The sequence below is a fragment of the Actinophytocola sp. genome (assembly GCF_036378875.1).
Classification (GTDB): Bacteria; Actinomycetota; Actinomycetes; order Mycobacteriales; family Pseudonocardiaceae; genus Actinophytocola.
This window is the reverse complement of sequence record NZ_DASUVO010000049.1, coordinates 84,424-110,021: the sequence shown is the minus strand read 5'-3', so window position 1 is coordinate 110,021 and position 25,598 is coordinate 84,424. Positions and strand designations below refer to the sequence as shown.

Here is a 25,598-nt window from a genome sequence, read left to right as displayed (position 1 = left end):
GCGTGCCGCACCGCCGTCGGCGGGACCGGGCTACCGGACGAGTCCATCCACCTCGCGGCGGCCCTGCAACTGGCCGGCTTCCGCCATGTCGTGTCCACACTCTGGTCCATCGGCGACGAGACGGCGTACGAGGTCACCGAGCAGCTGTACCGGCGGCTGACGGATGCGGACGGTGAGATCGAGGCGTCGCGGGTGCCGGAAGCGCTGTCGGCGGTGGTGGCCATGTTGCGTGCCCGGCATCCCTACCAGCCGGACAGGTGGATCCCGTTCGTACATTTCGGCCCGTAGCTCCGAACTCGCCGGTGGGCACTGCCGCGAACTGGGACCGGGCTATGGCGGCTTTGATCGCGGAGACCGCCATGGTTGGTTCGTCAGCACGGAATCGCAGTATCTTGGCCTTGCCGACGGTGCCGTTGGGTTCGGTCACGGTCACAGGCTCGGACAGTATGACGAGTACATCGGTCTGGTTGCCGATCACGACGCTCAGCTCCGGTATACCCGTTGAGTCTTGTTGGTTTGTCAGCAGCAGTGTCCGTCCACTGTGATACTTCCGCTCGGCCTGGATCGCTTCCACTGATGCCAGCGGCACGCGCACCTCGAAGAGAGGGCCTTCGCGCAGTATCAGCGCGCCATCGTGGAGGTAGTGGGGCCTGGCCACTGCTGTCGCCGCGATGCCGAGGACCTGGAGCACGGCGAGTACGTCGAGCACGTGTACCACAGGCCAGGGCACGAGCAAGCCCACGATCGCAGTCTCGAGGCACAGTATGCCAGCCAACGCGATGAGCATCGGTGTCTGTTCGCGTGCGTAGCCCAGTGCGAGGTCGCCGGGTCCGACATCTTGCCGACGGCGACGGATCCATGACCACAGACTTGCCATCGTGCGTGCCTGGTGCATCACCAAACGCCGGACCGGGTCGTTCACGGTGCGATCCGCTCGTCGGTGTCAGCGTCGTTGCCGCCATCCGCGATGAGTCGTATGGCCTGGCGGATGACCTCGGCCTGAGCTGGGGCCAGCGCGTCCAGCAAGGCAACACTGAATGGATGGTCCGTATCGAGGTCGGCGACTCCTGCGGCCGGTGTGAGGGTGGCCAGCAGCTCTGGCGGCAGGCTGTCGGCCAGTTCGATGGCGAGTGGCGTTACGCGGGGTCGTCCAGCAGCGCATTCGACAGCTCGTCGAGTCTCCTGTGGATCTCGTGTCCTCGCGACACCGCCGCGGGATCGTCAGCCTGTGCGCGAAGCGCTGGGAGGATGCGTTCCCGCTCGACCGGTTCTGCCGTGGTGTCCATCAGGGCGAGCAGTCGGCGTTCGGTGGCGGCCATCGGCGATGCGGGCAAACCACTGGTCGCTTCCGTGAGATTGCTGAGGATGTCGGCCATGTCGGGTGAGACGGCGTCGTCGGCGTGGAGTCTGCCGCGCTCGGCACGTTCGATCAGCGTCGCCAGGTGCGCTCGGCGGTCGCGAATCCGTGCTTCCTGCCGGGCGAGATCCTCGTCGAGTTCGACGAGGATCTCGTGCAGTTCGCGTCCGTGGTCGTCGGAAAGGGTGTCTTGGACCTCGTCGAGGCTCAGGCCGAGTTCGGTCAGGCGACGGATGCGCGCCAGCACGATGATGTCGCGTAGTCCGTAGTCGCGGTAGCCGTTCGGTCGCCGGGAGGGTTCGGGCAGCAGCCCTCGGCGGTGGTAGTGGCGTATGGCCCTCGTGGACAGCCCGACCATGGCGGCGAGCTCACCGATCTGCATCTATCAAGTAAAAACCCTGACATCGCGACAAGGTCAAGTCCCGGTTTCAGGTGGGTGGTGGAGAGATCGGCGCGATGTTGTGGATTTCCTGCCGGTGCAGGCGGGTTTGTTTGGGCATGTTCCAGCCGAGGACGGCGGTGACGGTGCCGTCGTCGCGGTAGCGGGCGACGAAGCGCCGGGTTGCCGGGTCTCCCTCGATTATGTCCACTTCGGACTCCGGGGTGATCTGGCCGTGTACCTGGATCTTCACGTCGTACTGGTCGGTCCAGAAGTAGGGCACGGGTGTGTAGGGGCGGTCGTCACCGAGGATGGTGGCTGCTACCGCGGCGGCTTGTTCGGTGGCGTTGGTGCGGTTTTCCAGGCGGATCAGGCGGCCCTGGTGTTCGTGGTGCCAGCGCGCTACGTCACCCACGGCGTAGATCCCTTCCGCGGCACGGCAGTGGGAGTCGCACACGACACCGTTGTCGAGACGCAGTCCGCTGCCGGTGAGCCAGTCGGTGGCTGGGGTGGCGCCGATGGCGACCACCACGACGTCGGCCGGCAGCACCTCGCCGGTGCCCAGTCGCACCCCGGTGACCCGTCCGTCCTCCTCCACCAGGCCCGTGACCGGGGTGCCCAGCCGTATCCGGACACCCCGCTCCTCGTGCAGGTCGGCCAGCAGTCCGGACACCAGCGGGCCTACCTGGAGTGCGAGTGGCGCCTGGAGTGGACCGGTGATCGTCACGTCCACGCCGAGGGTTCGGGCGGTGGCCGCGATCTCGGCGCCGAGGACACCTTCGCCGACCACTACCAGCCGTGTGCAGGACAGGAGGTCCTTGCGCAGGGCCAGTGAGTCGTCGAGTGTGCGCAGCACATGGACACCGGCCACGCCGTCCTGGCCGGGCAGGGCACGGGGCCGCGCTCCGGTGGCGATGACGATCGTGTCGGCGTGCAGGTCGCGGCCGGATGCCGTGCGGACGGTCCGGTTGACCGGATCCAGCGCGACCGCCGCGTCACCCAGGATGAAGTCTGTGTCCAAACCGGACAGAACGATGTCGGTTCGCAGTGCCGTGCGGGTTGGCTCCCACGCGCCGGAGAGCACCTGTTTGGACAGCGGCGGCCGGTCGTACGGGGCGTGCGGCTCGTCGCCGAGCACGGTGATCCGGCTGGTGTATCCCTTGCGTCGCAAAGCCTCCACCGTGGACAGTCCGGCGGCGGAGGCGCCAACCACCAGCACGGTCATGGCTGGTCCCAGGTGATGGGCATCCGTTCGGGGCCGCGGGTGGACAGGCCGGTCTTCCACACGATGTCGTCTTCGGCGGTGAGTCGCAGGCCGGGTAGGCGGGTGAGCAGGGTGTGGAGGGTGACCTGGAGTTCCATGCGGGCCAGTGGCGCGCCGAGGCAGTGGTGGGCGCCGTGGCCGAAAGCGACGTGAGACGCCCCCTGCCGCGTCAGGTCGAGTTCGTCGGGGCGGGTGAACACGGTCTCGTCCCGGTTGGCCGAGTGGACGGCGACGATGACGGGTTCGCCGGCGGCGACGGTGACGTCGCCGAGGTCGATGTCCTCGAGTGCGTAGCGGGGTTGGCCGCCTCCGGCGCCGAGTGGGGTGAAGCGCAGGAGTTCTTCCACCGCACGCGGTATCAGGTCCAGGTCGGCGCGGAGGGTTGTGAGTTGGTCGGGGTGGGTGAGTAGTTGGTAGACGAGGTTGGGGATCTGGGAGGCGGTGGTTTCGTGGCCGGCGATGAGGAGTGACTGCGCCATGATCAGCAGTTCCTCCTCGGAGAGCCGATCGTCGTTGTCGCGGGCGGAGACCAGTGCGGTGAGCAGGTCGTTGCGTGGGGTGGTGCGGCGCTGCGCGATGAGGCTCGCCATGTAGCCGGACAGTTGGCCGACGTAGGTCCGGACTTGTTCCGGGGTGTACTTGGTGGTGGCCAGGAAGGCGTCGGCCCAGGTCCGGAAGTTGGCGCGGTCCTGCACCGGGACGCCGAGGAGTTCGCAGATCACCATGGTGGGCAGCGGCAGCCCGAAGTCGGCGAACAGGTCGGCCGGCGGTCCTTTGGCGAGCATCGCGTCTACTAGGTCGTCGGCGATCTGTTGGGCGCGGGCCCGGAGTGCTTCGACGCGGCGGACCGTGAACGCCTGGGTCACCAGCCTGCGCAGCCGGCTGTGCTCGGGCGGGTCGTAGCTCATGATCGTGTTGGGGCCGGTCGCATGCGGTCGGGTGCGGGGTTCGTCCCGGCCCACGGCGGCGGCCCGGCTGAAACGAGGGTCGGACAGGACCATCTTCACATCCTCATAGCGGGTCGCCAGCCAGGCCGGTTCGCCGTAGGGGAGCTGGACCCGGCACGGCGGCCCTTCGCGTAGTGCGGCATAGCTGGGGTCGACGGTCAGCTTGTCGGCGCCGAACGGGTACCTCATCGTGTCGGTCATCAGTCACCACGCGACCGGGAGCTCATGGACGCCGTAGATGTTCATGTCGTGCCGGAAGTTCAGTTCCTCGAACGGGACGGCGAGCCGCAGGTCGGGAAGCCGACGCAACAGCACGGATAGCGCGATCTCCATTTCCGCGCGGGCCAGGGTTTGGCCGAGGCACTGGTGGATGCCGTAGCCGAACGCGACGTGTCCCCGGGCGTTGCGGTCGAGGTCCAGGGTGTCGGGGTCGCTGACGAACGCTTTGTCACGGTTACCAGCGGGCAGGTTCATCAGCAGGACCTCGCCGGCGCGGATGCGTTGCCCGGCGATCTCGACATCCTCCTTGGCGACGCGGGCGACCAGCGCGTGCACGATCGTCAGGTACCGCAACAGTTCTTCGACGGCGGCGGCGGGATCGTCGGTCTCGCGGATCCGGGCGGCCTGGTCAGGGTTGCGGAGCAGGGCGAGAGTGCCCAGCGCGATCGAGTTGGCGGTGGTCTCGTGTCCGGCGAACAGCAGCAGGATGCCGTTGATCACCAGGGTCATCCGGTCGAGTTCACCAGTCTCGACATGCTCGCGGAGGACACGGCTGATCAGGTCGTCGCCGGGTTCGGTTTCCTTGCGTGCCACCAACTCCTGCAGGTAGCCGAACTGGGCGAGGGTGGCCTTGCCCCTCTCTTCCTTGGTGGCGTTGGTGGTGGACATGGTCGTGCTGTGCTGCTGGAAGAACTCGTGGTCGGCATACGGCACGCCGAGCATCAGCGAGATCACCAGCGAGGGGATGGGCAGTGCGTAGTCACGCACGAGGTCCGCGGGCTGGCCCTTGCTGATCATCTGGTCGATGAACTCGTGCGCCATCTTCTGGATTTCTGGGCGCATGGCGTTGATCCGCTTGACGGTGAAGTCCTTGGTGAGCATGCGGCGAAGCCGGGCGTGCTCGGGGTCGTCCATGCGCGGGAACATCGGCGGCGGGTTGTCGAACCCGACGAACGACTGCAGCTCACCCATGTCGGCGCTGATCCGCGGGTCGGCCAGCGCGGTCCTGATGTCCTCGTGGCGGCTGACCACCCAGACTGGAATGTCCTTCCACACCGCCCGCCGCAACCCGGCCGACTTCCGCCAGTCCGTGTACTCCGTGGGCGGATCGAAGGGGCAGCGGGCGTTGTGCGCCCCTGGGAACGGGGGCAGATCGGTCGTTTCGGTGCTCATCGCGGTCATTCCTCCACCGTGTCGATGGCGGAAGCGGGGCAGACCATGGCGGACTCCCGCGCCGTGGCGTGCAGCTCCGACGGTGGCGCGTCGTCCAGCAGCACCACGATGCCGTCCTCTTCGCGCTGGTCGAAGACCTCCGGCGCGAGCAGCACGCACTGCCCCGCGGCGACGCACTTGTCGGCGTTGACCGTCACTTTCATCCCGACTCCCGAACAATGTAAACAGTCATTGACATAGCCGAGGGTAGAGAGAGTTGTCCCGGTTGTCAAAGACTGTTTACATGCGGAGAGGGTGTGCGTGGTTACACTCCGTTCGGTCGTTCGCCTTTCTGTTCAGGGGGTAGCACCGCGTTCACCAGGTCTCGGAGCGGGGCGACGAGGCTCTGTTCCGAGGTCGAGGCGAGGGGGTGCAAGCCCGCGGAGCGCAGGAGCACCATGCCGATGGCGGTGCTCAGGACGAGTTGGGCGCGCAGCAGTAGGTCCTCGCCGTCGGGGACGTCCGGTTGCCAGCCGGCGCGTGCTGCCAGTGCCTCGCCGTAGTTGCGGAGGACCTCGATCCGGATCTGGTCGGCGCGTTCGTCACCTGAGGAACGCACCAGGAGTAGAAGGTGCTCGTAGTGACCCGGGTCGGCGACCTCGCTGGCGATGATGCTCGGCAGCATGTCCGGCGGTGCGTCGGCGGTGGTGTGTCGCAACCCGTCGATGGCCTCGGTCAGGCAAGCGGCGAACAAGCCCTCCTTGGAGCCGAAGTACCGGTTGACCAGGGACACGTTGACTCCCGCCTCGTCGGCGATCTCCCTAACTGGCGTGCCCGCGTAGCCGTTCCGGGCGAAGTGGCGCCGGGCGGCGTCGAGGAGTCGCTGGCGTGTCCTGGCCGAGTCCCGGCGTCGAGTCGGGCTCGGGACCTGGGTGCTGGTTGGCGGAGGGCTTGCGGTCATCACGGTCCTTCCGGGGTTGACCAGCAGCTTAGAGCGTTCTCGGCAACGTGTAAACGCTGGTTGACTTAGCCAATGAGGCCGAGCAAGTAACCGGCGACCAGCAACGTGGAGTTCCGCATCAGACTGCCGATCGCGGTGAGTACCACGAACTTCATCAGCGACATCCGCTCCACCCAGGGAGATGATCGTGCGGAATCCCGGCAGCATCCGCCCGAACAGGACCGCTTTGGCCCCATGCCGGCCGAACCACGCCTCGGCGCGGTCGACGCTCTTTCCTTTGACACCCGGGATCCTGATCAGCAACGCCCGTGCGCGGTCACGCCCCAGCGCCATCCCGAGCAGGTACAGGACAAGTGAACCCACCACGGATCCCGCGGTGACCGCCGAGCACGTCGATCAGGTCGACCGACCAGCCGGCCAGCCCACCGGCCGGCTCCTCAGCGGCCTGTGCGAGGTCGAGGGTCACAGAAACCTAAGTTATCATAACCGATATGTGGATCGAGGTCATGTTGTTGTCGAAGCTGTCGCAAGGGCCGGCGCACGGTTACGAGTTGCGTAAGGACATCGAGGCGTCCACCGGGCACGCGTTGTCGAACAACTCGCTGTACCCGGCGCTGCGGCGGTTCGTGGAGTCCGGTGCGGTGACCCGCAGTGCGGAGATGCAGGAGGCCAAACCGCCCCGCCACGTCTACACGATCACCGACGTGGGCAGGGAGCTATTCCACGACCTGCTCGCCGACCTCCCCGAGGAACTGGCCCGCAACGACTCGGAGTTCCTCGCCAGGGTGGCCAACTTCGCCTGGCTGCGCCCCGAGGAACAACTTCAGGTGCTCGACGTACGTGAACGCGCGGTGTCCCACTCGCGGGAACGGCTCGGCACGATCGCCGCGACCCAGGCCGACCCGTGGCAGCGGAAGGTGCTCGACCACATCTGCGGCAAGTTCGACATCGAACTGGCCTGGCTAGCCGACCTCCGCGACGAGATCCAGGCCAAGGGCAAACGGTCACGCGGAAAGCAACGCTAAGGCTTCTGTTCCGCGAGTGGCGATGTGGCGCGTTTCGCGCGCCTGCGCCGGACGACGAGGTAGCCGACGGCCAGGGCCGCGGCACCGATGAGGACGTAGATGAGGATGCCGACGATGTCGGCCATCAGGTGCCAGTTCGCGCCAAGCAGGTAGCCGGCGACGAGCAATGTGGAGTTCCACATCATGCTGCCGATCGCGGTGAGCACCACGAACTTCGGCAGCGGCATCCGTTCGATCCCCGCCGGTAGCGAGATCAGCGCACGGACACCGGGCAACAACCGGCCGAACAGCACCGCTTTGGTGCCGTGCCGGCCAAACCATGCCTCGGCATGATCGAGGTGTTTCGGCCTGACCCCCGGGATCCTGGTCAGCAGTGCCCGGGCACGCTCACGGCCGAGCAGCACCCCGAGGGTGTAGAGGACGAGCGCACCCACCACCGATCCAGCCGTGGTCCAGGCGATGGCGACGCCGAGGTTGATGGCGCCTTGTGTGGCGGAGAACCCGACCAGCGGCATCACCACGTCGGCTGGCACGACCGAGACCATGCTGTCCACACCGGACATCAACGCCAGCCCGGGTCCGCCCAGCGTGTCGACCAGGTCCACGACCCAGCCGGCCAAGCCGCCTGTTGGTACATCGGCGGCCTGGGCGACATGGAGCTCCATCCGCTTCCTCCAGGGCATCACGGGACGATTACGAGAACCTATGTCACCGTAACCTATGTGGCGCTGAGGAATCGCTGAGAGTGGCGGATTTCAGTGACTAGTGGCCACCATCGGGGCGTCGCTGACGATCGGCTTTCTGGGCAGGAAGGACGTCGGCACCAGGCACAGCACGACGAGCACCAGGCTGACGATGTAGGTGTGGCCGAACGCGTCGGCGTAGGCGGAGCGGCCCGCGTCCAAGACCTGCGGCGGAACCTGGTCCGCCGGTATCGCATCCTGGATGACCCCGCCGTAGATCGTCGCGTTCTGGTTCGCCAGCACCTGGTTGGCGAGGACGACCGGCATGACCGCTGTGCCGATCGAACCGGCCGCCTGCTGGATGATGTTCATCAACGTGGAACCGCGGGCGATCTGGTGGTCCCGCAGCGTGGCCAGGGCGGCGGACATGATCGGCGTCATCGTCATGCCCATCCCCATGCCGAGCACGAACAGCGCCGACAGCAGCAGCACGTACGACGAACCGGCGGTGATCTGTGTGAACACGGCCATGCCGGCCGCGATCTACTCGCTTGGGCAACCCCAGCGGATTGTTCCGCGTCCTCTCCTGCAACGGTCGCCTGGTTCTGGGCGTCGTACTGTCATCGACGAACGACCGGCGAGGAGGAGAACCGGTGACACGCGTTCGCCAGCTCTTCGGCAGACGGTGGGTGAAGATCGGCTTGGGCGTGCTGCTCGGGTTGGCCCTGCTGGTCGGTGCCGGCCCGTACTTGTGGATCCGGTTCGCGACCATGGGGAAGATCCACACGGTAGCTGACGCGCCAACCGCTCCGGTGGCTATCGTCCTGGGCGCCGGACTCCACGCGAACGGCTCACCCAAGCCCTACTTGAGGGTTCGGCTGGAAGACACGCTGCGGCTGTTCGAAGATGGCAAGGTCCGCGCCATCCTGGTCTCGGGTGATCATGGTCAGGTCGGCTACGACGAGGTCGCCGCGATGACCTCGTGGCTGGTCGATCATGGCGTGCCAGCCGGCAAGGTGGTCGCTGACCACGCCGGGTTCGACACCTACGACTCCTGCGTGCGGGCGCACGAGATCTTCGGCGTGCGCGCAGCGCTGGTCGTCACGCAGGAGTTCCACGTGCGGCGCGCGGTGTTCCTGTGCCGAGAGGCCGGCATCGACGCCGTCGGCATCGGCTCGCCCGCCCCGGACGACGACACCCGCTATCAGGTGCGGGAAGTGCCCGCGGCGATCAAGGCGACGGTCGACGTGGTCGTCGGCGCCAGTCCCACATTCCTCGGCAGGTACGAGACCGGCGTCGACGAGGCGCTGCGCAGGCCGTAGACCGACACCCCACTTCAGTCCGTCGCGCCAGGACAGCCTGGTGCTGCTGGTCCATAAAAGGGTGGTCGTCATGACGCGGTATGTCCTTACCGGTGCTCCAGGGGCCGGGAAGACGGCCGTTCTCCGCCTGTTGGAGATCAAAGGTCATGTCGTGGTGGAAGAAGCGGCTACCGACGTCATCGCCCTCGCTCATGCTCTTGGTCACGGGCAACCGCGACACGATCCTGCCTTCATCGACGAGATCGTCAGCCTGCAACGGCGGAGACAACGGTCTGTTCGAACAGCGGAGAGTTCCACCGTCTTCTTCGATCGCTCACCGGTATGCACGCTGGCGCTGAGCCGCTACCTGGGCTTGCCGGCGTCCCGTGCGCTCGTCCGTGAGGTCGATCGAGTGGTGGAGGAGGGCGTGTACGAGACAACGGTCTTCTTCATCCGCAACCAGGGCTTCGTCGAAGCCACCACGGCCAGACGAATCAGCTTCGAGGAGTCACTGGTCTTCGAACGGTTCCACGAACAGGCCTACCGCGATCTCGGCTTCCGGCTCGTCGACGTGCCTGCCGGTCCGCTGGCCGACCGCGTCGCGGTGATCCAGCAGACCATCGACCAGCTGCGACGGTGATCGTGCCCAACGTCCCGTCACACCGCTGGCGTCAGCGTTCAGGCCATGCCGGAGGCGGAGAGCGGGTCGTAGCCCGGAGTGCGGAACAGTGCCTGCAACTGCCTGCGGCGCACGCCGACGTTGCTTCCTTCGATGATCGGGTAGGCCAGGGTGTCCATCAGGTAGCGGATGATCGGGAACTTCTCGTCGTAGGCGGTCACGCCGATGAGCTTGATGAGCTCGTTGATGACCTCGACGCCGGTCTCGGCGCCGAAGACCTTGGCGTGCATGGCGAGTTCCGGTCCGCTGGGATGCATCGACATCACGGCGTCCAGTGCGCGCCAGGCGAGCAACCGGACGGCTTCGATCTTTCCTTTGGCGTCGGCCAGGATGTCGGACACGGCTTGGTACTCGATGATCGGCACCGGGCCGCCGCGTCTCTCGGTGAGCGCGAAGCGGTAGGCGATGTCGAAGGCTTGTCGCATCGCGGCGGTGGCGAAGATGCCGATCGACGCGCCGCTGGGGAGGAACGCGTCACGCGTGAGGTCCGCCCCCTGGCCTTCCGCGCCGAGCAGGTTGCCGCGCGGAACGCGCACGTCGGTGAGTCGGACTCGGGTGGTCAGGCAGCCTTTGAGCCCGGGCAGGTCGTAGTACTCCTCGACGTCGATGTTGCCGGCCAGGTGTTCTCGTTCGGCGACGATGAGCGAGATGCCCCCCGCGGTTCGGCAGACGACGGTCATGACGTCCGGGCCGTCGCCGTCCCAGCCGCACAGGTGTGATGCCCAGGCTTTGCGACCGTTGATGACCCACGCGTCGCCGTCGAGGACCGCGGTGGTGCGTATTCCCTGGCCGGGTCCCTCGGTGTCGAAGTTCGCGCTGCCCTCTGGTTCGCTGAAGGCCATGGCAGCCAGCGGTGCGCCGGAGTCGGTCAGGAAAGGCCGTACGAAGCGCTCGATCTGTTCTGGGGTACCCACCTGGTAGACGGGCGCCAGCGCGATCAGCGGGCCGGCCATCGAGATGACGAAGTCGGGATTCTCGGCTGCCCACTCCTCGATGAAGATGGCGGCGTCGACACCGTTGGTTGCCGCCCCGCCGAACGGCACCGGGATCAGGCCCTTGAGGAACCCCGCCGCGACAGCCTTCTCGAACGTCGGCCGCTGTAGCAGTGCCCGCGTCCGAGGGTCGGGCTCCGCACGCGTCGCCGCGGCGAGATCCCGCAGCTGTTCCTGGGCGAAGCCACGCGCCGCGGCCTTGAGCTGTTCTTGCTCCGGGGTAAGGAGGAATGAAACGGTCATTGGTGCGACCCCTCTGGCCGACGTTACGGTCGTGTCAGCCAGCATCACCCGGAGTGGCGCGTCGTCCCGAGGTTTCGCGCGCACTCTGGTCCGCCGCTACGCACGACCTGAGCAGGACCGCCTTCCCGCTGCGCTGGGTCCCATCGACCCTGACGTTGTTCAACGTACCCGCGACAGCGTGGTGTCGGCGGTGTGAACCCTCGCGGCGTTTGGTCAGTTTGTCGATGGGTTCGGCGGGTACCCTCAAACGCGTGATCGACAACTCACCGGAGGTCGCGGCGGCGTTCCCCGAGCTGAGTGAGGGCATCAGCGCCGACTACAGCGACGAGGACGAGCCGGTACTGCGGTGGCCGGATGGCTCCGAAGTGGACACATGGCGGGACAACTATCCGTACCGGTGGCGGATGAGCCGGGCGGAGTACGACCGGACGAAGCGACTGCTGCAGATCGAGTTGTTGAAACTTCAGCACTGGGTGTCCGCGACACGGCAGCGGATGGTGATCGTGTTCGAGGGTCGGGACGCGGCCGGCAAGGGCGGCACCATCAAACGGTTCACCGAGCACCTGGACCCGCGCGGTGCTCGGGTGGTCGCGCTCGGCAAGCCCACTGAGCGGGAAGAGAGCGAGTGGTTCTTCCAGCGCTACGTCCAGCATCTGCCGGCGGCCGGCGAGATGGTGCTGTTCGACCGGTCCTGGTACAACCGCGCCGGGGTGGAGCGGGTGATGGGCTTCTGTTCCGATGAGCAGTACGAGCGGTTCGTGCACCAGGCGCCCGCGTTCGAGGAGATGCTCGTCGACGACGGTGTGCTGTTGGTGAAGCTGTGGTTCTCGGTATCCCAGGCCGAGCAGCGGACCCGGTTCCTGATCCGCCAGATCGACCCGGTACGGCGGTGGAAACTCAGCCCCAACGACATCAAGGCGCTGGACCGCTGGGACGCCTACACCACGGCCAAAGTCGCCATGTTCCGGGCGACCGACACCGACAGTGCCCCGTGGACAGTGGTCAAGAGCAACGACAAGAAGCGCGCCCGCACCGAGGCGATGCGCAGCGTCCTGGCCAGGTTCGACTACGACGACAAAGACCCCGGGATCGTCGGCGAACCAGACCCGCGCATCGTCGGCTCGGCCGCGACCCTGCTGGAACCCGGCGAGGACGACACCTCGCTCAGCCCCACTCCCATCGCCTCAAAGCCCACCGACGCCCTCCCCGGCCCCGGCCATCACCCGACCACTCGACGTTGACCCGCCGCCCACCGGTGTGGCGCCGTCATGAGTTCGTTCGTAGTGGACAGACCGGGGACCACCGTCGGTGAGTTCACCGAGGCCGGGCGTGGGCCGAGCTGGACCCGCTTCCCCCGCTGAACTGTTCGTCAGCCCGACGTAACACACGTGCCGTCCATGGGAAACAGGGGCGGCGCATCATCGAAGGAGTGAGCCGGGCCGCGGGTGTCGCATCGCATTGTCCGTACTGCTCGTTGCAGTGCGGCATCCGGCTCACCGGTGGTGCCGAGCCGGGCGTCCTGGCGGATGATTTTCCCACCAACCGGGGTGGTCTGTGCGTGAAGGGCTGGGCCGCGTCGGAACTGCTCGGGCATCCCGACCGGTTGTTGTCGCCGCTGGTTCGGGAACGGGCCGGTGACCGGGACAGTCCGCTGCGACCGAGCACGTGGGACGAGGCGTTCGACCGTGTCGTCGCCGCGGTCCGCCGCAGCCAGCGACGACATGGCCCGGACAGTGTGGGGTGCTTCGGCGGCGGCGGGTTGACCAACGAGAAGGCGTACCTGCTCGGCAAGTTCGCTCGGGTTGGCCTGCGGTCGTCCGCGATCGACTACAATGGACGGTTCTGTATGGCGTCGGCCGCTACCGCAGGTAACCGCGCGTTCGGCGTCGACCGTGGGCTACCGTTTCCGTTGGCGGACCTGGCTGACACGCGGGCTCTGATGCTGGTGGGGGCGAACCCGGCCGAGACGATGCCTCCGGTGGTGCGGTACCTGGAGCAGGGCCGGGCAAGCGGGGCTCGGCACATCGTCGTCGACCCGCGTCGCACTGCGACCGCCGCCCGCGCCGACCTGCACCTGCAGCCTGCTCCGGGCACCGATTTGGCGCTGGCCAACGGAATGCTGCACATCGCGCTCCGTGCGGGCTACGTCGACACCGAGTACGTGGCGCGCCTGACTACGGGTTTCGACGCTGTGCGCTCGGCGGTCGCGGGTTACTGGCCGGATCGCGTCGAGCGGATCACCGGCGTTCCCGCGGACCTGATCCGGCAGGCGGTCCGTATCCTCGGCGAGGCCGAATCGGCGATGGTCCTGACCGCACGGGGCGCCGAACAGCACAGCAACGGCACGGACACCGCGCAGGCGTTCGTCAACCTCGCGTTGGCCCTCGGGCTGCCTGGCCGGCCAAGCTCCGGTTACGGCACCGTGACCGGCCAGGGCAACGGCCAGGGCGGTAGGGAACACGGCCTGAAGGCCGACCAGCTGCCCGGCTACCGACGCCTCGACGACCCGGCCGCACGTGCGCACATCGCGAAGGTGTGGGGTGTCGACCCGGCCGATCTGCCGTGGCCGGGCCGGTCGGCGTACGAGATGCTCGACCATATAGGTAGTGACGGCGGTGTGCGGGCACTGCTGGTCTTCGGCTCCAACGTGATCGTGTCCGCCCCCAACACCAGCCGGGTGCTCAACCGGTTGCGCGCGCTGGACTTCCTTGTGGTGACCGACATCTTCCTGTCCGAGACCGCCGCCGAGGCCGACGTCGTCCTGCCCACGACGCAGTGGGCCGAGGAGGACGGCACGCTGACCAACGTCGAGGGCCGGGTCATCCGGCGTCGTCGGGCGTTGCCGCCGCCGGCGGGGGTGCGGGACGACCTGTGGATCCTCACCGAGCTGGCGCGACGGTTGGGCCGTGGCCGCTTGTTCGACGCGGACCCGCGTCGGGTCTTCGACGAGTTGCGGCGGGCCAGCGCGGGCGGCGTCGCCGACTACTCGGGTATCACCTACGACCGCATCGACGCCGAGCAGGGTGTCTTCTGGCCCTGCCCTGCGCCCGGCCATCCCGGCACGCCACGGCTGTTCGATGACGGGTTTCCGACGCCGGACGGCCGTGCCCGTTTCGTCCGCGTCGAGCACCGCAACCCGGCCGAGGTGCCCGACGGTGAGTACCCGTACGTGCTGACCACCGGGCGGTCGATGCAGCACTACCAGAGCGGCACCCAGACGCGCCGGTCGCCGACGCTGGTGGCGGCGGTGCCCGAGCCGTACGTCGAGCTGCACCCGGACCTCGCGCGGCTGCACGGCATCGGCGACGGTGACCTGGTGGAGCTGCGCACGCGGCGTGGCAAAGCCGTGTTCCGGGCCCGGCTGACCGACCACCTGCGCCCGGACACCTTGTTCGTTCCGTTCCACTGGGGCGGCGCCAACGTCCTGACCAACCCGGCCCTCGACCGGCGGTCCGGGATGCCCGCGTTCAAGGTGTGCGCGGTCGTCGTCAGCCGCGCCGGCGGCCCGGCCGATCCTGTCCCGTCGCCTGCCCCGGAGGAGAACTAGTGCACTCGACACCTCGTTTCCTACAAGGCATCTTTCCCTTCGAGGGCAAGGGTCTTGGCCAGCCATTCCTGCTCGACGGCCTGCTCGGCTACGTGGTGCCGCCAGGGGTGATCACCCAGCCGGTGTACTTCCGCGGTGGCAACTCCTCCGGCGAGTTGATCTGCGTGGTGCTCGTGTGCGACGGCAGGCCGATGCGGTACTTCCCGATCGCCGCCAAAGGCGACGTGCACGTGCCACTGCGCGTGGTCGAGGACCTCGACAGCGGCACAACGCTCGAACTGCACCTGGCGGCGCCGGAGGGAATCACCGGTACCGCGGTGGTCGATCTCGGTCTGGTCGAGGTCCAGGAGGGATGATGACGCGAGCACGGCTGGTGGTGATCGGTAACGGGATGGCAGGAGCCCGCGCCGTTGAGGAGATCCTCGAACGCGGCGGCGGGCAGCGGTTCGACATCACGATGTTCGGGGAAGAGCCGTACGGCAACTACAACCGCATCCTGCTGTCCAATGTGCTCAGTGGGGTCGAGGACGAGGCCGAGATCTTCCTCAACAGCCTCGCCTGGTACGAGGAGAACGACATCGTCCTGCACGCCGGCATGCGCGTCGAGCGCATCGACCGCTTCGCGAAGCGCGTCCACGCCAGGAACGGCACCGCGACACCGTACGACAAACTCATCATCGCGACCGGCAGCCAACCGTACGTGCCGGACATCCCCGGCATGCACGTCCGCGGTCGGGGCTTCCACCAGGGCGTCTTCCGGTTCCGCACGATCGACGACACCCGCACCATGATCAGCTACGCGCGGGACCACGAGCGCGCCGTGGTCATCGGCGGCGGTCTGCTCGGCCTGGAAGCCGCGCGCGGCCTGCAGGGCCACGGCGTGAAGGTGACGCTCGTGCACGCCGGATCGCACCTGATGAACCAGCAGCTGGACGCCCAGGCCGGCGCGATCCTGCTGCGTAGCGTGGAGAAGCTGGGCATCGAGGTGGTCCTGAACGCCAGGACCACGGCGATCCTCGGCAAGGACTCGGTGCGCGGCATCGCACTGAGTGACAAGCGGGAGATCCCCTGCGACATGGTGGTGGTGGCCGCCGGTATCCGCGCCAACACCCAGCTCGCCGCGATCAGCGACCTGCCCGTCGAGCGGGGCATCGTGGTCGACGACCAGCTACGGGTCATGGACGAGCCGGACATCTACGCCGTCGGCGAGTGCGTCCAGCACCGCGACCAGGTGTACGGCCTGGTCGCGCCGCTGTGGGAACAGGCTCGGGTGCTGGCCGACCACATCACCGGCGCCGACCCCAAGGCCGCCTACCACGGTTCGCGTACTGCAACCAAACTCAAGGTCGCCGGGGTGGACGTGGCGTCGATGGGTGTACAGGGCCCCGAACGCGACGACGACGAGTTCCTGGTGTTCGCCGAACCGAACCGCGGTGTGTACAAGAGCGTCGTCGTCCGCGAGAACCGACTGGTCGGCGCCACTCTGCTGGGCGACGTCGGCAAGGTCGCCTTCCTCATGCAGGCCTTCGACCGGGGACTGCCCCTGCCGGAGGAACGGATCCGGCTGCTGTTCGACCTCGGCGCACCGCCCGCCGAGACGACGGTGGCGGAGTTGAGTGACGACGCGCAGGTGTGTAACTGCAACGGGGTCAGCAAGAAGTCGATCGTGGACACGGTCAAGGGCGGTGTGCGGACGGTGACCGGCGTCATGGACGCCACCCGGGCCGGCAAGGGCTGCGGCTCGTGCAAGGGACTCACCGCGCAGATCGTCGAATGGGCCGCCGGCGGGGAGGTCGAGGAGGACGCGTCCGCCAACTGGTACGTGCCCGGCATTCCCCTGGCGAAACCGGAACTCATGGCCGCCATCCTGCAACAGCGGCTCCGGTCGGTGTCCTCGGTCTTCGCCGCGCTGGCCCCGGACGGCATGGAGGATGCCAGGAGCAAGATGGGCCTGACCTCCCTGTTGCGGACCATGTGGAACGACGAGTACGTCGACGAGCGGGACGCGCGCTTCATCAACGACCGGGTGCACGCCAACATCCAGAAGGACGGCACGTTCTCCGTCGTGCCCCAGATGAAGGGTGGCTGCACCACCCCGCGGCAGCTGCGCACCATCGCCGACGTGGCCGAGAAGTACGACGTGCCACTGGTCAAGCTCACCGGTGGGCAGCGCATCGACCTGCTCGGCATCCGCAAGGAGGACCTGCCCAAGGTGTGGGCCGACCTCGGCATGCCGTCCGGCTACGCGTACGGCAAGAGCTTCCGCACCGTGAAAACCTGTGTCGGTAGCGACTTCTGCCGCTTCGGCCTCGGCGACTCGACCAGTTTGGGCATCGCGATCGAAACCAGGTTCCAGGGCTTGGAGAGCCCCGCCAAGCTGAAACTCGCGGTCACGGGGTGTCCCCGCAACTGTGCCGAAGCCTACGTGAAGGACCTCGGCGTCGTCGCCGTGGAAGGTGGCCGGTGGGAGATCTATGTCGGTGGCGCCGCCGGCGCGCACATCCGCAAGGGTGACCTGCTGACCACAGTGGACACACCGGCCGAGGTGATCACACTGACCGGCCGGTTCCTGCAGTACTACCGGGAAAACGCCAACTGGCTGGAACGCACCTACGCCTTCGTGCCACGCGTCGGCATCGATCGCATTCGCGCGGTCGTCGTCGAGGACAGCGACGGCATCGCCGGACGGCTCGACACCGCCATGCAACAGTCCGTCGACGCCTACCGCGATCCCTGGTTGGAAGGTGAGGATCCCGCGACACCCGGACAGTTCCGCCCCGCGCTACCACTGATCCCGGTGCCCGAGGTGCCGGCCCGAACGGCTCGCTCCGCTCAAAGAAATGGTTCGGCGTCATGACCACGTCACTGACGGAACACCGCCTGGGCCCGGCCGACGAGATCCCGACCGGCGAAGGCCGAGCCTACGCGATCGGCGACGACCAGATCGCCGTCTTCCGTCTACGCGACGGCCGACTGCGCGCCCTGTCCGCGATCTGTCCACACGCCGGGGGCCCGATCGCCGACGGCCAGATCGACGCCAACATCGTCATCTGCCCACTACACCAACACATCTACGAACTTGACACCGGCATCTGTCGCACCGGACAACCACCGCTGCGTACCTATCCGGTCCGCGTGGACGACACCGGCCACATCGTCGTGTCCACAGTGGTCACCAAGCAGAACACACCCGGACCCCACCAGACATAGCACCGCGACCTTGCCCCGACACGGCGACCCGCCGTCGAGTGCCGGTGGTCGCTGTCCCCACGACCCTGGGCACCGGTTCGGAGGCGAGCGCGGTTGCCAGGCTGCCATTGCGGGAGGAGAAGAGCCGGCTGCTCGTCTCGCCTGCCCTGCTTCCCGCCACGGTCGTGCTCGACCCGAACGCGACAGGGTCGCTCCCCACTGAGATGGCGGCCCTGGGTGCGGTGGAGATCCTCCTTCGGCTCATCGGTCCGGTCATCGGACCATAATCAGCGAGTCGTTTCACTTGCGGACGTCGTTCTCGACCGGGCTCAGTTCGAAACCGGCCGATCTCGCGCCCGCCTGCTCTGGCGGAGAGGCGCCGCCACACGGGTAGTCTGGACGTCGACAGCGGCGCGAGAGTGGTTGAGCCTTGGAAAGTGACGGACCCGACGTCGGCACGTACGACAACGCCTACTTCATCTTCATCGACGCCGCGGGGCATTCCACGATCATCAGAAACAATCCCCGTGACCGCGCCGCTGACGGGTTCGACCTGCTGAAGGAACGGACGGATCTGCGCCTCGAACGGACGGCCAAGAACAACGGCTGCGCCACGGCGCAGGTGTGGCACTGGGCCGGCGACGGGGGATTCCTGATCGTGCACGACGACCGGGAGAGTGTCAGTGTGGCGACCGCTCTCCAAGTCGCACGGTGCCTACTCGAAACGGATCTCGAACACCTACGGGACGAGTTCACGCATCTCGGCATCAAAGGAATGCTGCACCTTCGAATCGCGGTGCACAAAGGGGCGCTGCGGTATCGGGGGCCGAAGTACCGCGAGCTGCTCTACGGTCCGGCGATCAACCTCGCTGCGCACCTGGAGAAGGCGACCCCACCCGACTCCGTGGCGATTTCCGCGGACGTTCACCGTGCCGGGGGCGAGTACGTCGACGGGTTCGAACTGGTCGGCGCGTTCGAGGGGACGGACGTCTATGTGCTGACCATCGGCGAGGGAACAGCCGTCCGGTCCTGGCTCGCCACGAACGGCCTGGCCGGCGGGACGCAGGTGCTCGCCTACCATGAGCGGCCCAGCCAGCACGAGAAGGCACGGCTGGTCGACGCCGCCCACAGCGAGATCGTCGAGATCGGCTCCGCCCTGCACACGTGTGCCAACTACCTGGTCACCAGGGAACGACCTGCTCGGTATCGGCAAGCGGTCCTGGACTTCCTCGATCGAGGCGGCACCTACCGCTGCGTGCTCGTCGATCCCGCGTCGCCGGCCGCGGAGCTGGTTGGTCGTCAGCGCGGTGAGGACTTGCCTGCGAAGATCACCGAGTCGTTGTCGATGTTCACCCGCTTCAAGGAAGCGCATGTCGGTCGTGCCGAGCGGCTCGAGATCAGCCTCACGCAGACATATCCGGCTATGGCGGCGTTCACCGTGGACATCCACGAGCCGCAGGCACTGCTGCTGTACTCGCCCTACTTGTCTCCAATCGGGCCGGATGTCGAGCATGAGCAACGGGCCGACATGCCGCATTACCTGCTGAGCCGCTTGACGGGAGCGCTGTTCACGAACGGAGCAGATACCGTGCTGTCCGCGCTGGCCTCGGCCAGGCGCGTCCTCTAAGCCTGAGAAGGGTTCTCGAGCGCGCCGGAGCACACCACGAAGAAGACGAGCCTGGCCGCGTTCTGTGCGGCTTGCTGCTGGTAGTCGTCGACCTTGTCCATACCGAGGTCTGAGATCCCCCTGACTACGCACCATTCGACCTTGCGGCGTTGGGCCACGGAGGCGAAGACATGGGACTCCATATCGCCCGCTACCGCATCGGGATGGGCGGCCTTGACCTCACCCCGTCGGATCGGCGAGTTGAACAGCGTGCCGGATGCCACCATGGGACCGGCGTGGACCGCCACTCCGTCCCACAACGCCGCACCTGATGAGACCCGGCTGTAGAACGTCGCGGTGGGCCCTGCGCGATCCCCTCGCGGTTGCTCCACCACGATGCCGGCCTCTTCGTTGAACTTGCGGTGGTCCAGGTCCCTGGTCTGGGTCGCGATCACCACGTGGCCGAGGGCTTGCTCGTCCTCCTTGAGGCCAAAACAGATGCCGGTCAGCAGCACGAATTCCGGTTCGAGGTCACGAATGAGGGCGTCCGCGGTGAGCATCAACCCACGTGGCGAGTACGGCCCAGGGCCTGAGCGGGCGAGAACGACATCACAACCCCCGAACTCACCCAATCGCAGCACGGTGTGTTCAGATCGGTGATCGGCCAGAGCACGCCCTCCCGGCTTCACCTCTCCCGCGACGGCCAGCACGGCCTGCTCCTCCACGTCGGTCACGACGAACAGCAGGAGAAGCGGTCGGCTCATGACCTTCTCGCGTTCCTCGGCAAACCGCTTACGTTCGCGGCCGCTCGCCTGCCACTTCTGCCAGATCGCCACCCCACCAACCGGCACGGTCATCCACAGCATGGCAGTCGTCAGCACGCTGAACACCCACACACCCGCGGCGTGCGAGACCAGGTGGTCAGCGGCGCCGACCAACCAGGCGAGCGCACCGAAGTAGGTGGCCGGTCGTCCGTCGCACGCGTTGCCACACACCGAGCTTTCCAGGTGGGCCACGATCCACGCGCATCCACCGAGCGTCGCGACCAGGCCCCCGACGTACCAGAAGAAGAACCAGGCCGTTGACGTACGCCGATCCGGGGGCACACCCCGGTCAGGAGGCACGACCAGAGCGATGTCGGCGCCGCGCCCATGCGGCCAGACCACCCCGTCGGCGTCGGCCAGATGGTTTCGCATGGCCGAGGTGGTCACCCCGCGGATGAGGCAGACCAAGGACTCGACGACGCCCACGTTCCGCACCTTTCCACCCTCTTCTATCGCGGCGGACGTCGCCCGGACGTCGATCAGACGACCCAGTCTGGTCCTGATCCTCCGCAACAGGTCGTCAGCCGTCGCGGTGTCGAGGCAGTGGCACAACTGCAGAGTCCAGTGGTAGGCGGGCTCTGATTCGGCCGACTCCTCGCCGACGCGCCGGCGGCGACCGAACGTCACGCGGAACCAGACCAACCCGGTGACCACACCGGCGACCATGAGCCCGCACGTGTACAGCATCGTCAGCAGTAGCAAGACGATCGCTGCCGGCCACAACGGGCGGAACGGCAGGAACGCGCATGCGACACCCAGCGCGACGACAGGCGGAGCGGCCCAGAACAACATCTCCCATCGTTGGCAGACGAACCGCAGCAGTGCCAGCCGCGCGCCGACGCCCGGGCGGCGCTGGTTCTGCACCGCTGGTGGTGCCAACAGCCCGAGCCGTGTGGGGGCATGCCACACGATCCGCCCCTCGTGATCGGCGACGTAGAGCAGCAGGGACAACGGCCCGACGGACCTGACGATCCCGCTCACGCCACGCGGCCGCACCGTGTCGTACGCCTGTTTGCCGTGTTCTGCGGTTCGGATCGACCTGGCTGCGGCTCGGCACTCGGTGAAACTGATGGATGCGTCTGACATGGATCAGCTCGGGCAGCCCGACGCGCCGGTGGGTTCGCCGAACTTCACTGTGCCGAGGTCGATTTGGGTGGTCGGTTCGGGTGAGCTGCCAGCCGGCTCGGACTGGGTGACGACCACCCAGTTTCGGTCCACGAGTTGCTGGCGTCCCTGACCGGTTGCGTCGCTGGAGGTGAGGACGTAGAAACCCGCCGCTCGCAACGCGTCCTGTGCCTTCTGGAGGTCCAGGCACACCACCTCCGGCACGACACCCTCCGCAACCTGGCCAGCGCTGGTGTCGTCGGTCGGTTTCGCCACCGTCAGCGAGAATCGCGTGCCCGCCTCGACCTGCGTGCCCGCCGCCGGGTCCTGGGCGGTCACGACCCAGTTCGCCGGCTCCACGATCGGCCGGTTCTCATCACCTTCCGCGACTTCCGCGCCGACCGCGTATCCGTCTGTCCGCAACGTCTCCCGCGCCTCGAGCAACCGCATGCCGACGAGGTCGGGCGCCGTCGGCTTCTCGGCGACCGACGTGACGGGGGCAGCCTCCGTGGCCGACGCGCGTGGGGGAGCCTCACCGGATCCGGTGGTGCACCCGGCCAGCAGCAGAATGAGGCAGCCCAGCGCCGCCACCACGCGGCTACAGGTCCGCGCCATCGAACGTGACCTGATATCCGAGTGCCTGGAACAGGCCGCGGAGCATGTGTTTCGTGTTGAGGGTCGCGCGGTCGCGCAACTCGGACTTGTCCGCCGCGGCCGCGATCTTCTGCTCCGCGAGCAAGTAGAACTCCTGGTCATCGCCATCCTCGCCGAACGCGTTCGCCACTTTTTCCTTCAGTCCCGTCTCGCGCATGACCACATAACATCGTTCCTGGTTCAGGTTCGGCTCGTCGAGCACGGCAGGCGGCAGGTGGATGTCGACCCGCTTCTGGTTCTCCGACACGGCGAGCGCCTCATCCGGGAAACCGCCGAAGTCGACGTACGCGGTGACGGTCCCCGCCGCGACGAACAACGTGCGCTCGCCCGCGAGGAAACCCGGCACCCAGCGCACGTCCTTCTCGATGTCGATGACCAGCTCGTAGTCCCCGGCAGCGGCCTGGTAACGGCTCAGGTCACGCACCGCGGCCAGCACGGGCGGCGGACTGCGGTCGATCACGTCCACGATGCTCGGCAGCAGTCCGGACACCTGTAACACGGCCGCGACCACCACCACACCCGCGACCGCGCCGAGACCCCGTTTCGCGATGCGTTTCATTTCACCACACCTCGTCCCGTCCGTCGTCGCCCTGCAGGATTTATCCACATGTAATCCATGCGCTCGTTCCATCCTTCGTTCAGTTCGGGCTCGACAGGCAAAGCATGGACGACGTGAAGGGTGGATCATGACGAATTCCAGGTCGACGATTTGGCGCAAGAGCAGCTATAGCAGCGGCGGGAACGCGATGTGCGTCGAGGTTTCCGTCGGCGCCGAGCGCGCGTTGGTTCGCGACTCGAAGTTCGCGGTTGGTCCCGTTCTCGGATTCACTTCGGTGGCCTGGCGGATGTTCGTGGGCGACGTCCTCGACGGACTCAAGCAGCGTCGCGGTGTTGTGCCGCCCAATGCTTGATCACGTCTCGGGACTTTCTTGGCGACAGTGCCTTACTCAGCACTTCGTCGAAGTCCGCTTCGTATACGTTCACCTCTGCCGGTATGTCACAGAAGTGACCTCTGGTCCTGGTGTCGTAGTAGACAATGGGTGGATCCACGGCCTGATCGGCAAAACGGAAGATGGTGAACATGCCGCCCGCCGCGGCGAAGGCCTCCGTGGTCAAGGGCAGGACTCTGATCGTCACGTTGGGCTGGCCGCCGACCGTCAACAATCGGTCGAGTTGCCTTGCCATGTTCTCGGCGCCGCCGAATCGCACCGCGAGCGCCGCCTCGTTGAGCACGAATCGGACGGTTGGCGCTCCCTTTCGGGTGAGGAGGTTCTGCCGTCGACGACGCAAGCTTGTTCTTCGCTCGACAGTGAGCGCGTCGTTGAGCTGCGTTGTCGTCCGGTCCCGTGCTGTGCTGATGAGGGCGTGGCTGTAACCGTCATCCTGCAACAGGCCGGGGATCAGGTTGCCGCTGTAGTCGTCGATCGCCGCGGCGCCGTCCTCCATGCCGATGAAGCGCATCGCTTCCTGGGGAAGCGCGCCCGCGTACTCGTGCCACCAGGAGCTTCGCCGGTGCGACAGGCGCACCAGCTGCAGTATCCGTTCCCGTCGCTCGCCGTCGACGTCGTAGATGTCGAGCAGATCTCGCACGTCGCCGATCCTGGCGCCCACGGATGCGGTCTCGATGCGACTGATCTTGCCAGGGGAGCACTCGAGCCTGCTTGCTACCTCCTGCACGGTCAGCCCGGTGTCGGTGCGGAGCTGCCGAAGCTCCTTGGCCAAACGTCTGCCTTGAACGACGGGGCTGTCACCGTCAGCCACTGGTGCTTTCCTTCCCGCGATCGCATATCTGCAGCTCAACTGCATCGAACGCTGGTTGTAGTGGTGGGAGTGAGTGTCACTCCATGGTGGAGTGTACGCTCGCCCGATAGTGCGAGCGGAATGTTCCATCTGCAATTGCAGTTGATCATGGAGGACGGTGTTGGTCAACACCTTGTCGACGGTTCCCCGGCCAGGCGTGTGCGGCGAACTCCGTCTGGTCGGACGCTCCGGCTGATGGGCGGAATCTTCGTCAACTACCGGCGAAACGCCCCGGACGAGCTGGTCGACGGGATCTACGAGTGTCTTCGCGACTACTTCGGCAAGGAGCAGGTCTTCCTCGACCGGGAGTCCATCGCCCTGGGGAGTACCTACTGGGAAGTCATCCACAACAGACTGCCGGACGTCGATGTCCTGCTCGTCCTGGTGCACCGGGAATGGCTCACCGAACGGGACGATGACGGGACGCGGCTGCTCGACCGCGAGCGTGACTGGGTACGCGAGGAGATCGAGATCGGCCTGAGTTCCGGAAAGACGATCATTCCCGTCCTTCTCGACGATGCCGACTGGCGTGCGGACGCCAACCTCCCGGCATCCATCCTCTCGATCCGGGGCAACCAGTCCCATCGGGTCCGCGGTGAGTCAGCCGCCACCGACGTGGACAGGCTCATCGAGTGGCTCAAGTCCAAAGTGGCCCCGACCTGGACGCCGAGCGACGGTGGCGACACCGGGCCGCGGCGTCCAGGCTGGTGGCTCGCCTACCTCACAGGTCTGCTCTCGTTGCTCGCGCTCGTCGGGTCGCCGGTCCTCGTGCGTGACGACTCGCCTGCCGCACCCGGCAAACTGCCGCCCCTCGTTCCGACCGCCGGACTGTTCACGGCCGCGATGCTCGTCGTCCCGATCGTGTTCTGGGTCGTCCACGTGCCATTCGGGAAGGTCATCGGCTCGTGGGAGCGGGAGGTCCACCGCGCCCCGACGGCTCGCTACAACCGGATGGTCCTGCTGTCGGTCGGGATGTTCATGGCGATCCTGGTCTGGCTCACGATCCGCGCGGACATGACCTACGCCGGGCAGAGCGTCGTCTTGGTCAGCCTGTTCGTCGCCACACTGTGGGCTTCGGTGATCGCGCTGCGTAACGAGCGCAAGGACCGGGATCTCGACGACCGCTGGCCACACACTCTTGGCCGCCCCCTCCGCGCGCCCGCGGTGCGCCGCGCCATGGTCCGCCTCGACCGTCGGCTCACCACCTGGCACCGCAAGCTGTCCCGCGAACAAGAGGACAAGGCCACCTGGATGATCGGCGAGCTCACCGACGCCACCAGGAAACTCAGTGCCGAGGCCGCGCGGGGACGATCGCGCTGGCTGTTCGGCGACCACCGCTGGGGCCTCTCCGGTTACGCACTCTGGTGCAGCGCTACCACCGGCTTCCTTGTCGCCTCGATGGTTCCGGAGCTCCGTGCGGGGACGGACACCCGCCCGCTTTGGCTGTTCCTGGGCTTCGTCTTCGTCGTCATGTGCCTCGCGCTCGTCATGACCGTCGAGTTCGGATACCGCCGGCAACGCCGCTGGCGGCTGGACCTCGCCAAGGAGATCACCAAGAACGTCGCGGTATTCGAGAAGAAACTGGTGCGTTTGACGTCGCCGCCGCCGTGGGACTCGCGCGGTGAGTGAGCGGTAGCAGCGTCGGCAGCGAGTCACAGGCAGGGGATGTGCA

General features: G+C 66.9%; 27 protein-coding genes. 14 read left to right on the top strand and 13 right to left on the bottom strand.

Annotation, left to right across the window (positions count from 1 at the left end):
- The coding region (locus tag VF106_RS14900) for a CHAT domain-containing protein (protein ID WP_330840283.1) at positions 1-288 on the top strand (288 nt) is incomplete at its 5' end.
- An 848-nt stretch (positions 289-1,136) separates the two neighbouring features.
- Here the strand turns inward: VF106_RS14900 and VF106_RS14895 are convergent.
- The 6 genes from VF106_RS14895 to VF106_RS14870 form a co-directional block, all read right to left on the bottom strand.
- Entirely contained in the window at positions 1,137-1,739 is a 603-nt protein-coding gene (locus tag VF106_RS14895) for a MerR family transcriptional regulator (RefSeq protein ID WP_330840282.1), read from the bottom strand.
- Between the two features lie 46 nt (positions 1,740-1,785).
- Positions 1,786-2,961 carry an NAD(P)/FAD-dependent oxidoreductase gene (locus tag VF106_RS14890; RefSeq protein WP_330840281.1) on the bottom strand — a complete coding sequence of 392 codons (1,176 nt, stop codon included), beginning with the start codon at positions 2,959-2,961 and terminating at the stop codon, positions 1,786-1,788.
- A complete protein-coding gene (locus tag VF106_RS14885) occupies positions 2,958-4,148 on the bottom strand; it encodes a cytochrome P450 (protein WP_330840280.1) in 1,191 nt (396 codons plus the stop codon). Before VF106_RS14885 ends, VF106_RS14890 begins: the two co-directional genes overlap by 4 nt.
- 3 nt (positions 4,149-4,151) lie before the next feature.
- Complete coding sequence (locus VF106_RS14880) at positions 4,152-5,339, bottom strand: cytochrome P450 (RefSeq protein ID WP_330840279.1); 1,188 nt, start codon at positions 5,337-5,339, stop codon at positions 4,152-4,154.
- Between the two features lie 5 nt (positions 5,340-5,344).
- Complete coding sequence (locus VF106_RS14875; protein WP_330840278.1) at positions 5,345-5,542, bottom strand: ferredoxin; 198 nt, start codon at positions 5,540-5,542, stop codon at positions 5,345-5,347.
- 101 nt (positions 5,543-5,643) lie between these two features.
- Entirely contained in the window at positions 5,644-6,279 is a 636-nt protein-coding gene (locus VF106_RS14870; protein ID WP_330840285.1) for a TetR/AcrR family transcriptional regulator, read from the bottom strand.
- A 105-nt stretch (positions 6,280-6,384) separates the two neighbouring features.
- On the opposite strand from VF106_RS14870, the gene VF106_RS51180 reads away from it, so the two are divergent.
- Together VF106_RS51180 and VF106_RS14860 are read left to right on the top strand one after the other, a co-directional pair.
- The gene (locus VF106_RS51180) at positions 6,385-6,636 is read left to right on the top strand and encodes a hypothetical protein (protein ID WP_524535855.1); all 252 of its coding nucleotides are present in this window, start codon (positions 6,385-6,387) and stop codon (positions 6,634-6,636) included.
- 134 nt (positions 6,637-6,770) lie between these two features.
- Positions 6,771-7,304, top strand: a complete 534-nt coding sequence (locus tag VF106_RS14860; RefSeq protein ID WP_330840277.1) for a PadR family transcriptional regulator — start codon at positions 6,771-6,773, stop codon at positions 7,302-7,304.
- Here VF106_RS14860 and VF106_RS14855 read toward each other — a convergent pair.
- Together VF106_RS14855 and VF106_RS14850 are read right to left on the bottom strand one after the other, a co-directional pair.
- Positions 7,301-7,969 (bottom strand): DedA family protein, encoded by a 669-nt coding sequence (locus tag VF106_RS14855; RefSeq protein ID WP_330840276.1) that lies wholly within the window; start codon positions 7,967-7,969, stop codon positions 7,301-7,303. The two genes, VF106_RS14860 and VF106_RS14855, sit on opposite strands and share 4 nt — an antisense overlap.
- A 90-nt stretch (positions 7,970-8,059) precedes the next feature.
- Positions 8,060-8,518, bottom strand: a complete 459-nt coding sequence (locus tag VF106_RS14850; RefSeq protein WP_330840275.1) for a hypothetical protein — start codon at positions 8,516-8,518, stop codon at positions 8,060-8,062.
- Positions 8,519-8,640: 122 nt separating this feature from the next.
- On the opposite strand from VF106_RS14850, the gene VF106_RS14845 reads away from it, so the two are divergent.
- Together VF106_RS14845 and VF106_RS14840 are read left to right on the top strand one after the other, a co-directional pair.
- Positions 8,641-9,309 carry a SanA/YdcF family protein gene (locus VF106_RS14845; RefSeq protein ID WP_330840274.1) on the top strand — a complete coding sequence of 223 codons (669 nt, stop codon included), beginning with the start codon at positions 8,641-8,643 and terminating at the stop codon, positions 9,307-9,309.
- Between the two features lie 70 nt (positions 9,310-9,379).
- The gene (locus VF106_RS14840) at positions 9,380-9,928 is read left to right on the top strand and encodes an AAA family ATPase (RefSeq protein ID WP_330840273.1); all 549 of its coding nucleotides are present in this window, start codon (positions 9,380-9,382) and stop codon (positions 9,926-9,928) included.
- A 38-nt stretch (positions 9,929-9,966) separates the two neighbouring features.
- Here VF106_RS14840 and VF106_RS14835 read toward each other — a convergent pair whose 3' ends face one another.
- Positions 9,967-11,202, bottom strand: coding sequence for an acyl-CoA dehydrogenase family protein (locus VF106_RS14835; RefSeq protein WP_330840272.1), 1,236 nt, complete (start codon positions 11,200-11,202; stop codon positions 9,967-9,969).
- A 251-nt stretch (positions 11,203-11,453) separates the two neighbouring features.
- On the opposite strand from VF106_RS14835, the gene ppk2 reads away from it, so the two are divergent.
- The 7 genes from ppk2 to VF106_RS14800 all read left to right on the top strand — a co-directional run bounded on the left by ppk2 (position 11,454) and on the right by VF106_RS14800 (position 19,565).
- On the top strand, positions 11,454-12,443 hold the full coding sequence (ppk2, locus tag VF106_RS14830) for a polyphosphate kinase 2 (protein WP_330840271.1): 990 nt from the start codon (positions 11,454-11,456) through the stop codon (positions 12,441-12,443).
- Positions 12,444-12,631: 188 nt separating this feature from the next.
- Positions 12,632-14,749 (top strand): molybdopterin oxidoreductase family protein, encoded by a 2,118-nt coding sequence (locus tag VF106_RS14825; RefSeq protein ID WP_330840270.1) that lies wholly within the window; start codon positions 12,632-12,634, stop codon positions 14,747-14,749.
- Entirely contained in the window at positions 14,749-15,105 is a 357-nt protein-coding gene (locus tag VF106_RS14820; RefSeq protein WP_330840269.1) for a molybdopterin oxidoreductase, read from the top strand. The genes VF106_RS14825 and VF106_RS14820 overlap by 1 nt, the downstream gene beginning before the upstream one ends.
- Positions 15,105-17,606 (top strand): nitrite reductase large subunit NirB, encoded by a 2,502-nt coding sequence (gene nirB, locus VF106_RS14815; RefSeq protein ID WP_330840268.1) that lies wholly within the window; start codon positions 15,105-15,107, stop codon positions 17,604-17,606. The genes VF106_RS14820 and nirB overlap by 1 nt, the downstream gene beginning before the upstream one ends.
- A complete protein-coding gene (locus tag VF106_RS14810) occupies positions 17,603-17,959 on the top strand; it encodes a Rieske (2Fe-2S) protein (RefSeq protein ID WP_330840267.1) in 357 nt (118 codons plus the stop codon). The genes nirB and VF106_RS14810 overlap by 4 nt, the downstream gene beginning before the upstream one ends.
- A complete protein-coding gene (locus VF106_RS14805; protein ID WP_330840284.1) occupies positions 17,842-18,225 on the top strand; it encodes an iron-containing alcohol dehydrogenase in 384 nt (127 codons plus the stop codon). The genes VF106_RS14810 and VF106_RS14805 overlap by 118 nt, the downstream gene beginning before the upstream one ends.
- Before the next feature lie 143 nt (positions 18,226-18,368).
- Entirely contained in the window at positions 18,369-19,565 is a 1,197-nt protein-coding gene (locus tag VF106_RS14800; RefSeq protein ID WP_330840266.1) for a nucleotidyl cyclase domain-containing protein, read from the top strand.
- Here VF106_RS14800 and VF106_RS14795 read toward each other — a convergent pair.
- From VF106_RS14795 to VF106_RS14785, 3 genes are read right to left on the bottom strand one after another with little or no spacing between them, the layout of a single operon-like run.
- Complete coding sequence (locus VF106_RS14795; protein ID WP_330840265.1) at positions 19,562-21,454, bottom strand: 5'-methylthioadenosine/S-adenosylhomocysteine nucleosidase family protein; 1,893 nt, start codon at positions 21,452-21,454, stop codon at positions 19,562-19,564. The genes VF106_RS14800 and VF106_RS14795 overlap by 4 nt on opposite strands.
- 3 nt (positions 21,455-21,457) lie before the next feature.
- On the bottom strand, positions 21,458-22,087 hold the full coding sequence (locus tag VF106_RS14790) for a PASTA domain-containing protein (RefSeq protein ID WP_330840264.1): 630 nt from the start codon (positions 22,085-22,087) through the stop codon (positions 21,458-21,460).
- The gene (locus VF106_RS14785; protein WP_330840263.1) at positions 22,071-22,685 is read right to left on the bottom strand and encodes a DUF4230 domain-containing protein; all 615 of its coding nucleotides are present in this window, start codon (positions 22,683-22,685) and stop codon (positions 22,071-22,073) included. Before VF106_RS14785 ends, VF106_RS14790 begins: the two co-directional genes overlap by 17 nt.
- Between VF106_RS14785 and VF106_RS14780 the strand changes: the two genes are divergently transcribed.
- Positions 22,594-23,037, top strand: coding sequence for a DUF397 domain-containing protein (locus VF106_RS14780; RefSeq protein ID WP_330840262.1), 444 nt, complete (start codon positions 22,594-22,596; stop codon positions 23,035-23,037). The two genes, VF106_RS14785 and VF106_RS14780, sit on opposite strands and share 92 nt — an antisense overlap.
- Here VF106_RS14780 and VF106_RS14775 read toward each other — a convergent pair.
- Positions 23,000-23,887 (bottom strand): helix-turn-helix domain-containing protein, encoded by an 888-nt coding sequence (locus VF106_RS14775; RefSeq protein ID WP_330840261.1) that lies wholly within the window; start codon positions 23,885-23,887, stop codon positions 23,000-23,002. The two genes, VF106_RS14780 and VF106_RS14775, sit on opposite strands and share 38 nt — an antisense overlap.
- A gap of 234 nt (positions 23,888-24,121) precedes the next feature.
- On the opposite strand from VF106_RS14775, the gene VF106_RS14770 reads away from it, so the two are divergent.
- Complete coding sequence (locus VF106_RS14770; RefSeq protein WP_330840260.1) at positions 24,122-25,555, top strand: TIR domain-containing protein; 1,434 nt, start codon at positions 24,122-24,124, stop codon at positions 25,553-25,555.
- Positions 25,556-25,598: the final 43 nt, after the last annotated feature.

Excerpts from the sequence above, each read along its gene's own strand:
- VF106_RS14870 (WP_330840285.1), bottom strand. The coding sequence starts at position 6,279 with ATGACCGCAAGCCCTCCGCCAACCAGCACCCAGGTCCCGAGCCCGACT.
- VF106_RS14880 (WP_330840279.1), bottom strand. The coding sequence starts at position 5,339 with ATGAGCACCGAAACGACCGATCTGCCCCCGTTCCCAGGGGCGCACAAC.
- VF106_RS14835 (WP_330840272.1), bottom strand. The coding sequence starts at position 11,202 with ATGACCGTTTCATTCCTCCTTACCCCGGAGCAAGAACAGCTCAAGGCC.
- VF106_RS14855 (WP_330840276.1), bottom strand. The coding sequence starts at position 7,969 with ATGGAGCTCCATGTCGCCCAGGCCGCCGATGTACCAACAGGCGGCTTG.
- VF106_RS14810 (WP_330840267.1), top strand. The coding sequence starts at position 17,603 with ATGACCACGTCACTGACGGAACACCGCCTGGGCCCGGCCGACGAGATC.
- VF106_RS14840 (WP_330840273.1), top strand. The coding sequence starts at position 9,380 with ATGACGCGGTATGTCCTTACCGGTGCTCCAGGGGCCGGGAAGACGGCC.
- VF106_RS14895 (WP_330840282.1), bottom strand. The coding sequence starts at position 1,739 with ATGCAGATCGGTGAGCTCGCCGCCATGGTCGGGCTGTCCACGAGGGCC.
- VF106_RS14885 (WP_330840280.1), bottom strand. The coding sequence starts at position 4,148 with ATGACCGACACGATGAGGTACCCGTTCGGCGCCGACAAGCTGACCGTC.
- VF106_RS14785 (WP_330840263.1), bottom strand. The coding sequence starts at position 22,685 with ATGAAACGCATCGCGAAACGGGGTCTCGGCGCGGTCGCGGGTGTGGTG.
- VF106_RS14875 (WP_330840278.1), bottom strand. The coding sequence starts at position 5,542 with ATGAAAGTGACGGTCAACGCCGACAAGTGCGTCGCCGCGGGGCAGTGC.
- VF106_RS14770 (WP_330840260.1), top strand. The coding sequence starts at position 24,122 with ATGGGCGGAATCTTCGTCAACTACCGGCGAAACGCCCCGGACGAGCTG.
- VF106_RS14795 (WP_330840265.1), bottom strand. The coding sequence starts at position 21,454 with ATGTCAGACGCATCCATCAGTTTCACCGAGTGCCGAGCCGCAGCCAGG.
- VF106_RS14860 (WP_330840277.1), top strand. The coding sequence starts at position 6,771 with ATGTGGATCGAGGTCATGTTGTTGTCGAAGCTGTCGCAAGGGCCGGCG.
- VF106_RS14780 (WP_330840262.1), top strand. The coding sequence starts at position 22,594 with ATGCTCGGCAGCAGTCCGGACACCTGTAACACGGCCGCGACCACCACC.
- VF106_RS14850 (WP_330840275.1), bottom strand. The coding sequence starts at position 8,518 with ATGGCCGTGTTCACACAGATCACCGCCGGTTCGTCGTACGTGCTGCTG.
- VF106_RS14890 (WP_330840281.1), bottom strand. The coding sequence starts at position 2,961 with ATGACCGTGCTGGTGGTTGGCGCCTCCGCCGCCGGACTGTCCACGGTG.
- nirB (WP_330840268.1), top strand. The coding sequence starts at position 15,105 with ATGACGCGAGCACGGCTGGTGGTGATCGGTAACGGGATGGCAGGAGCC.
- VF106_RS14790 (WP_330840264.1), bottom strand. The coding sequence starts at position 22,087 with ATGGCGCGGACCTGTAGCCGCGTGGTGGCGGCGCTGGGCTGCCTCATT.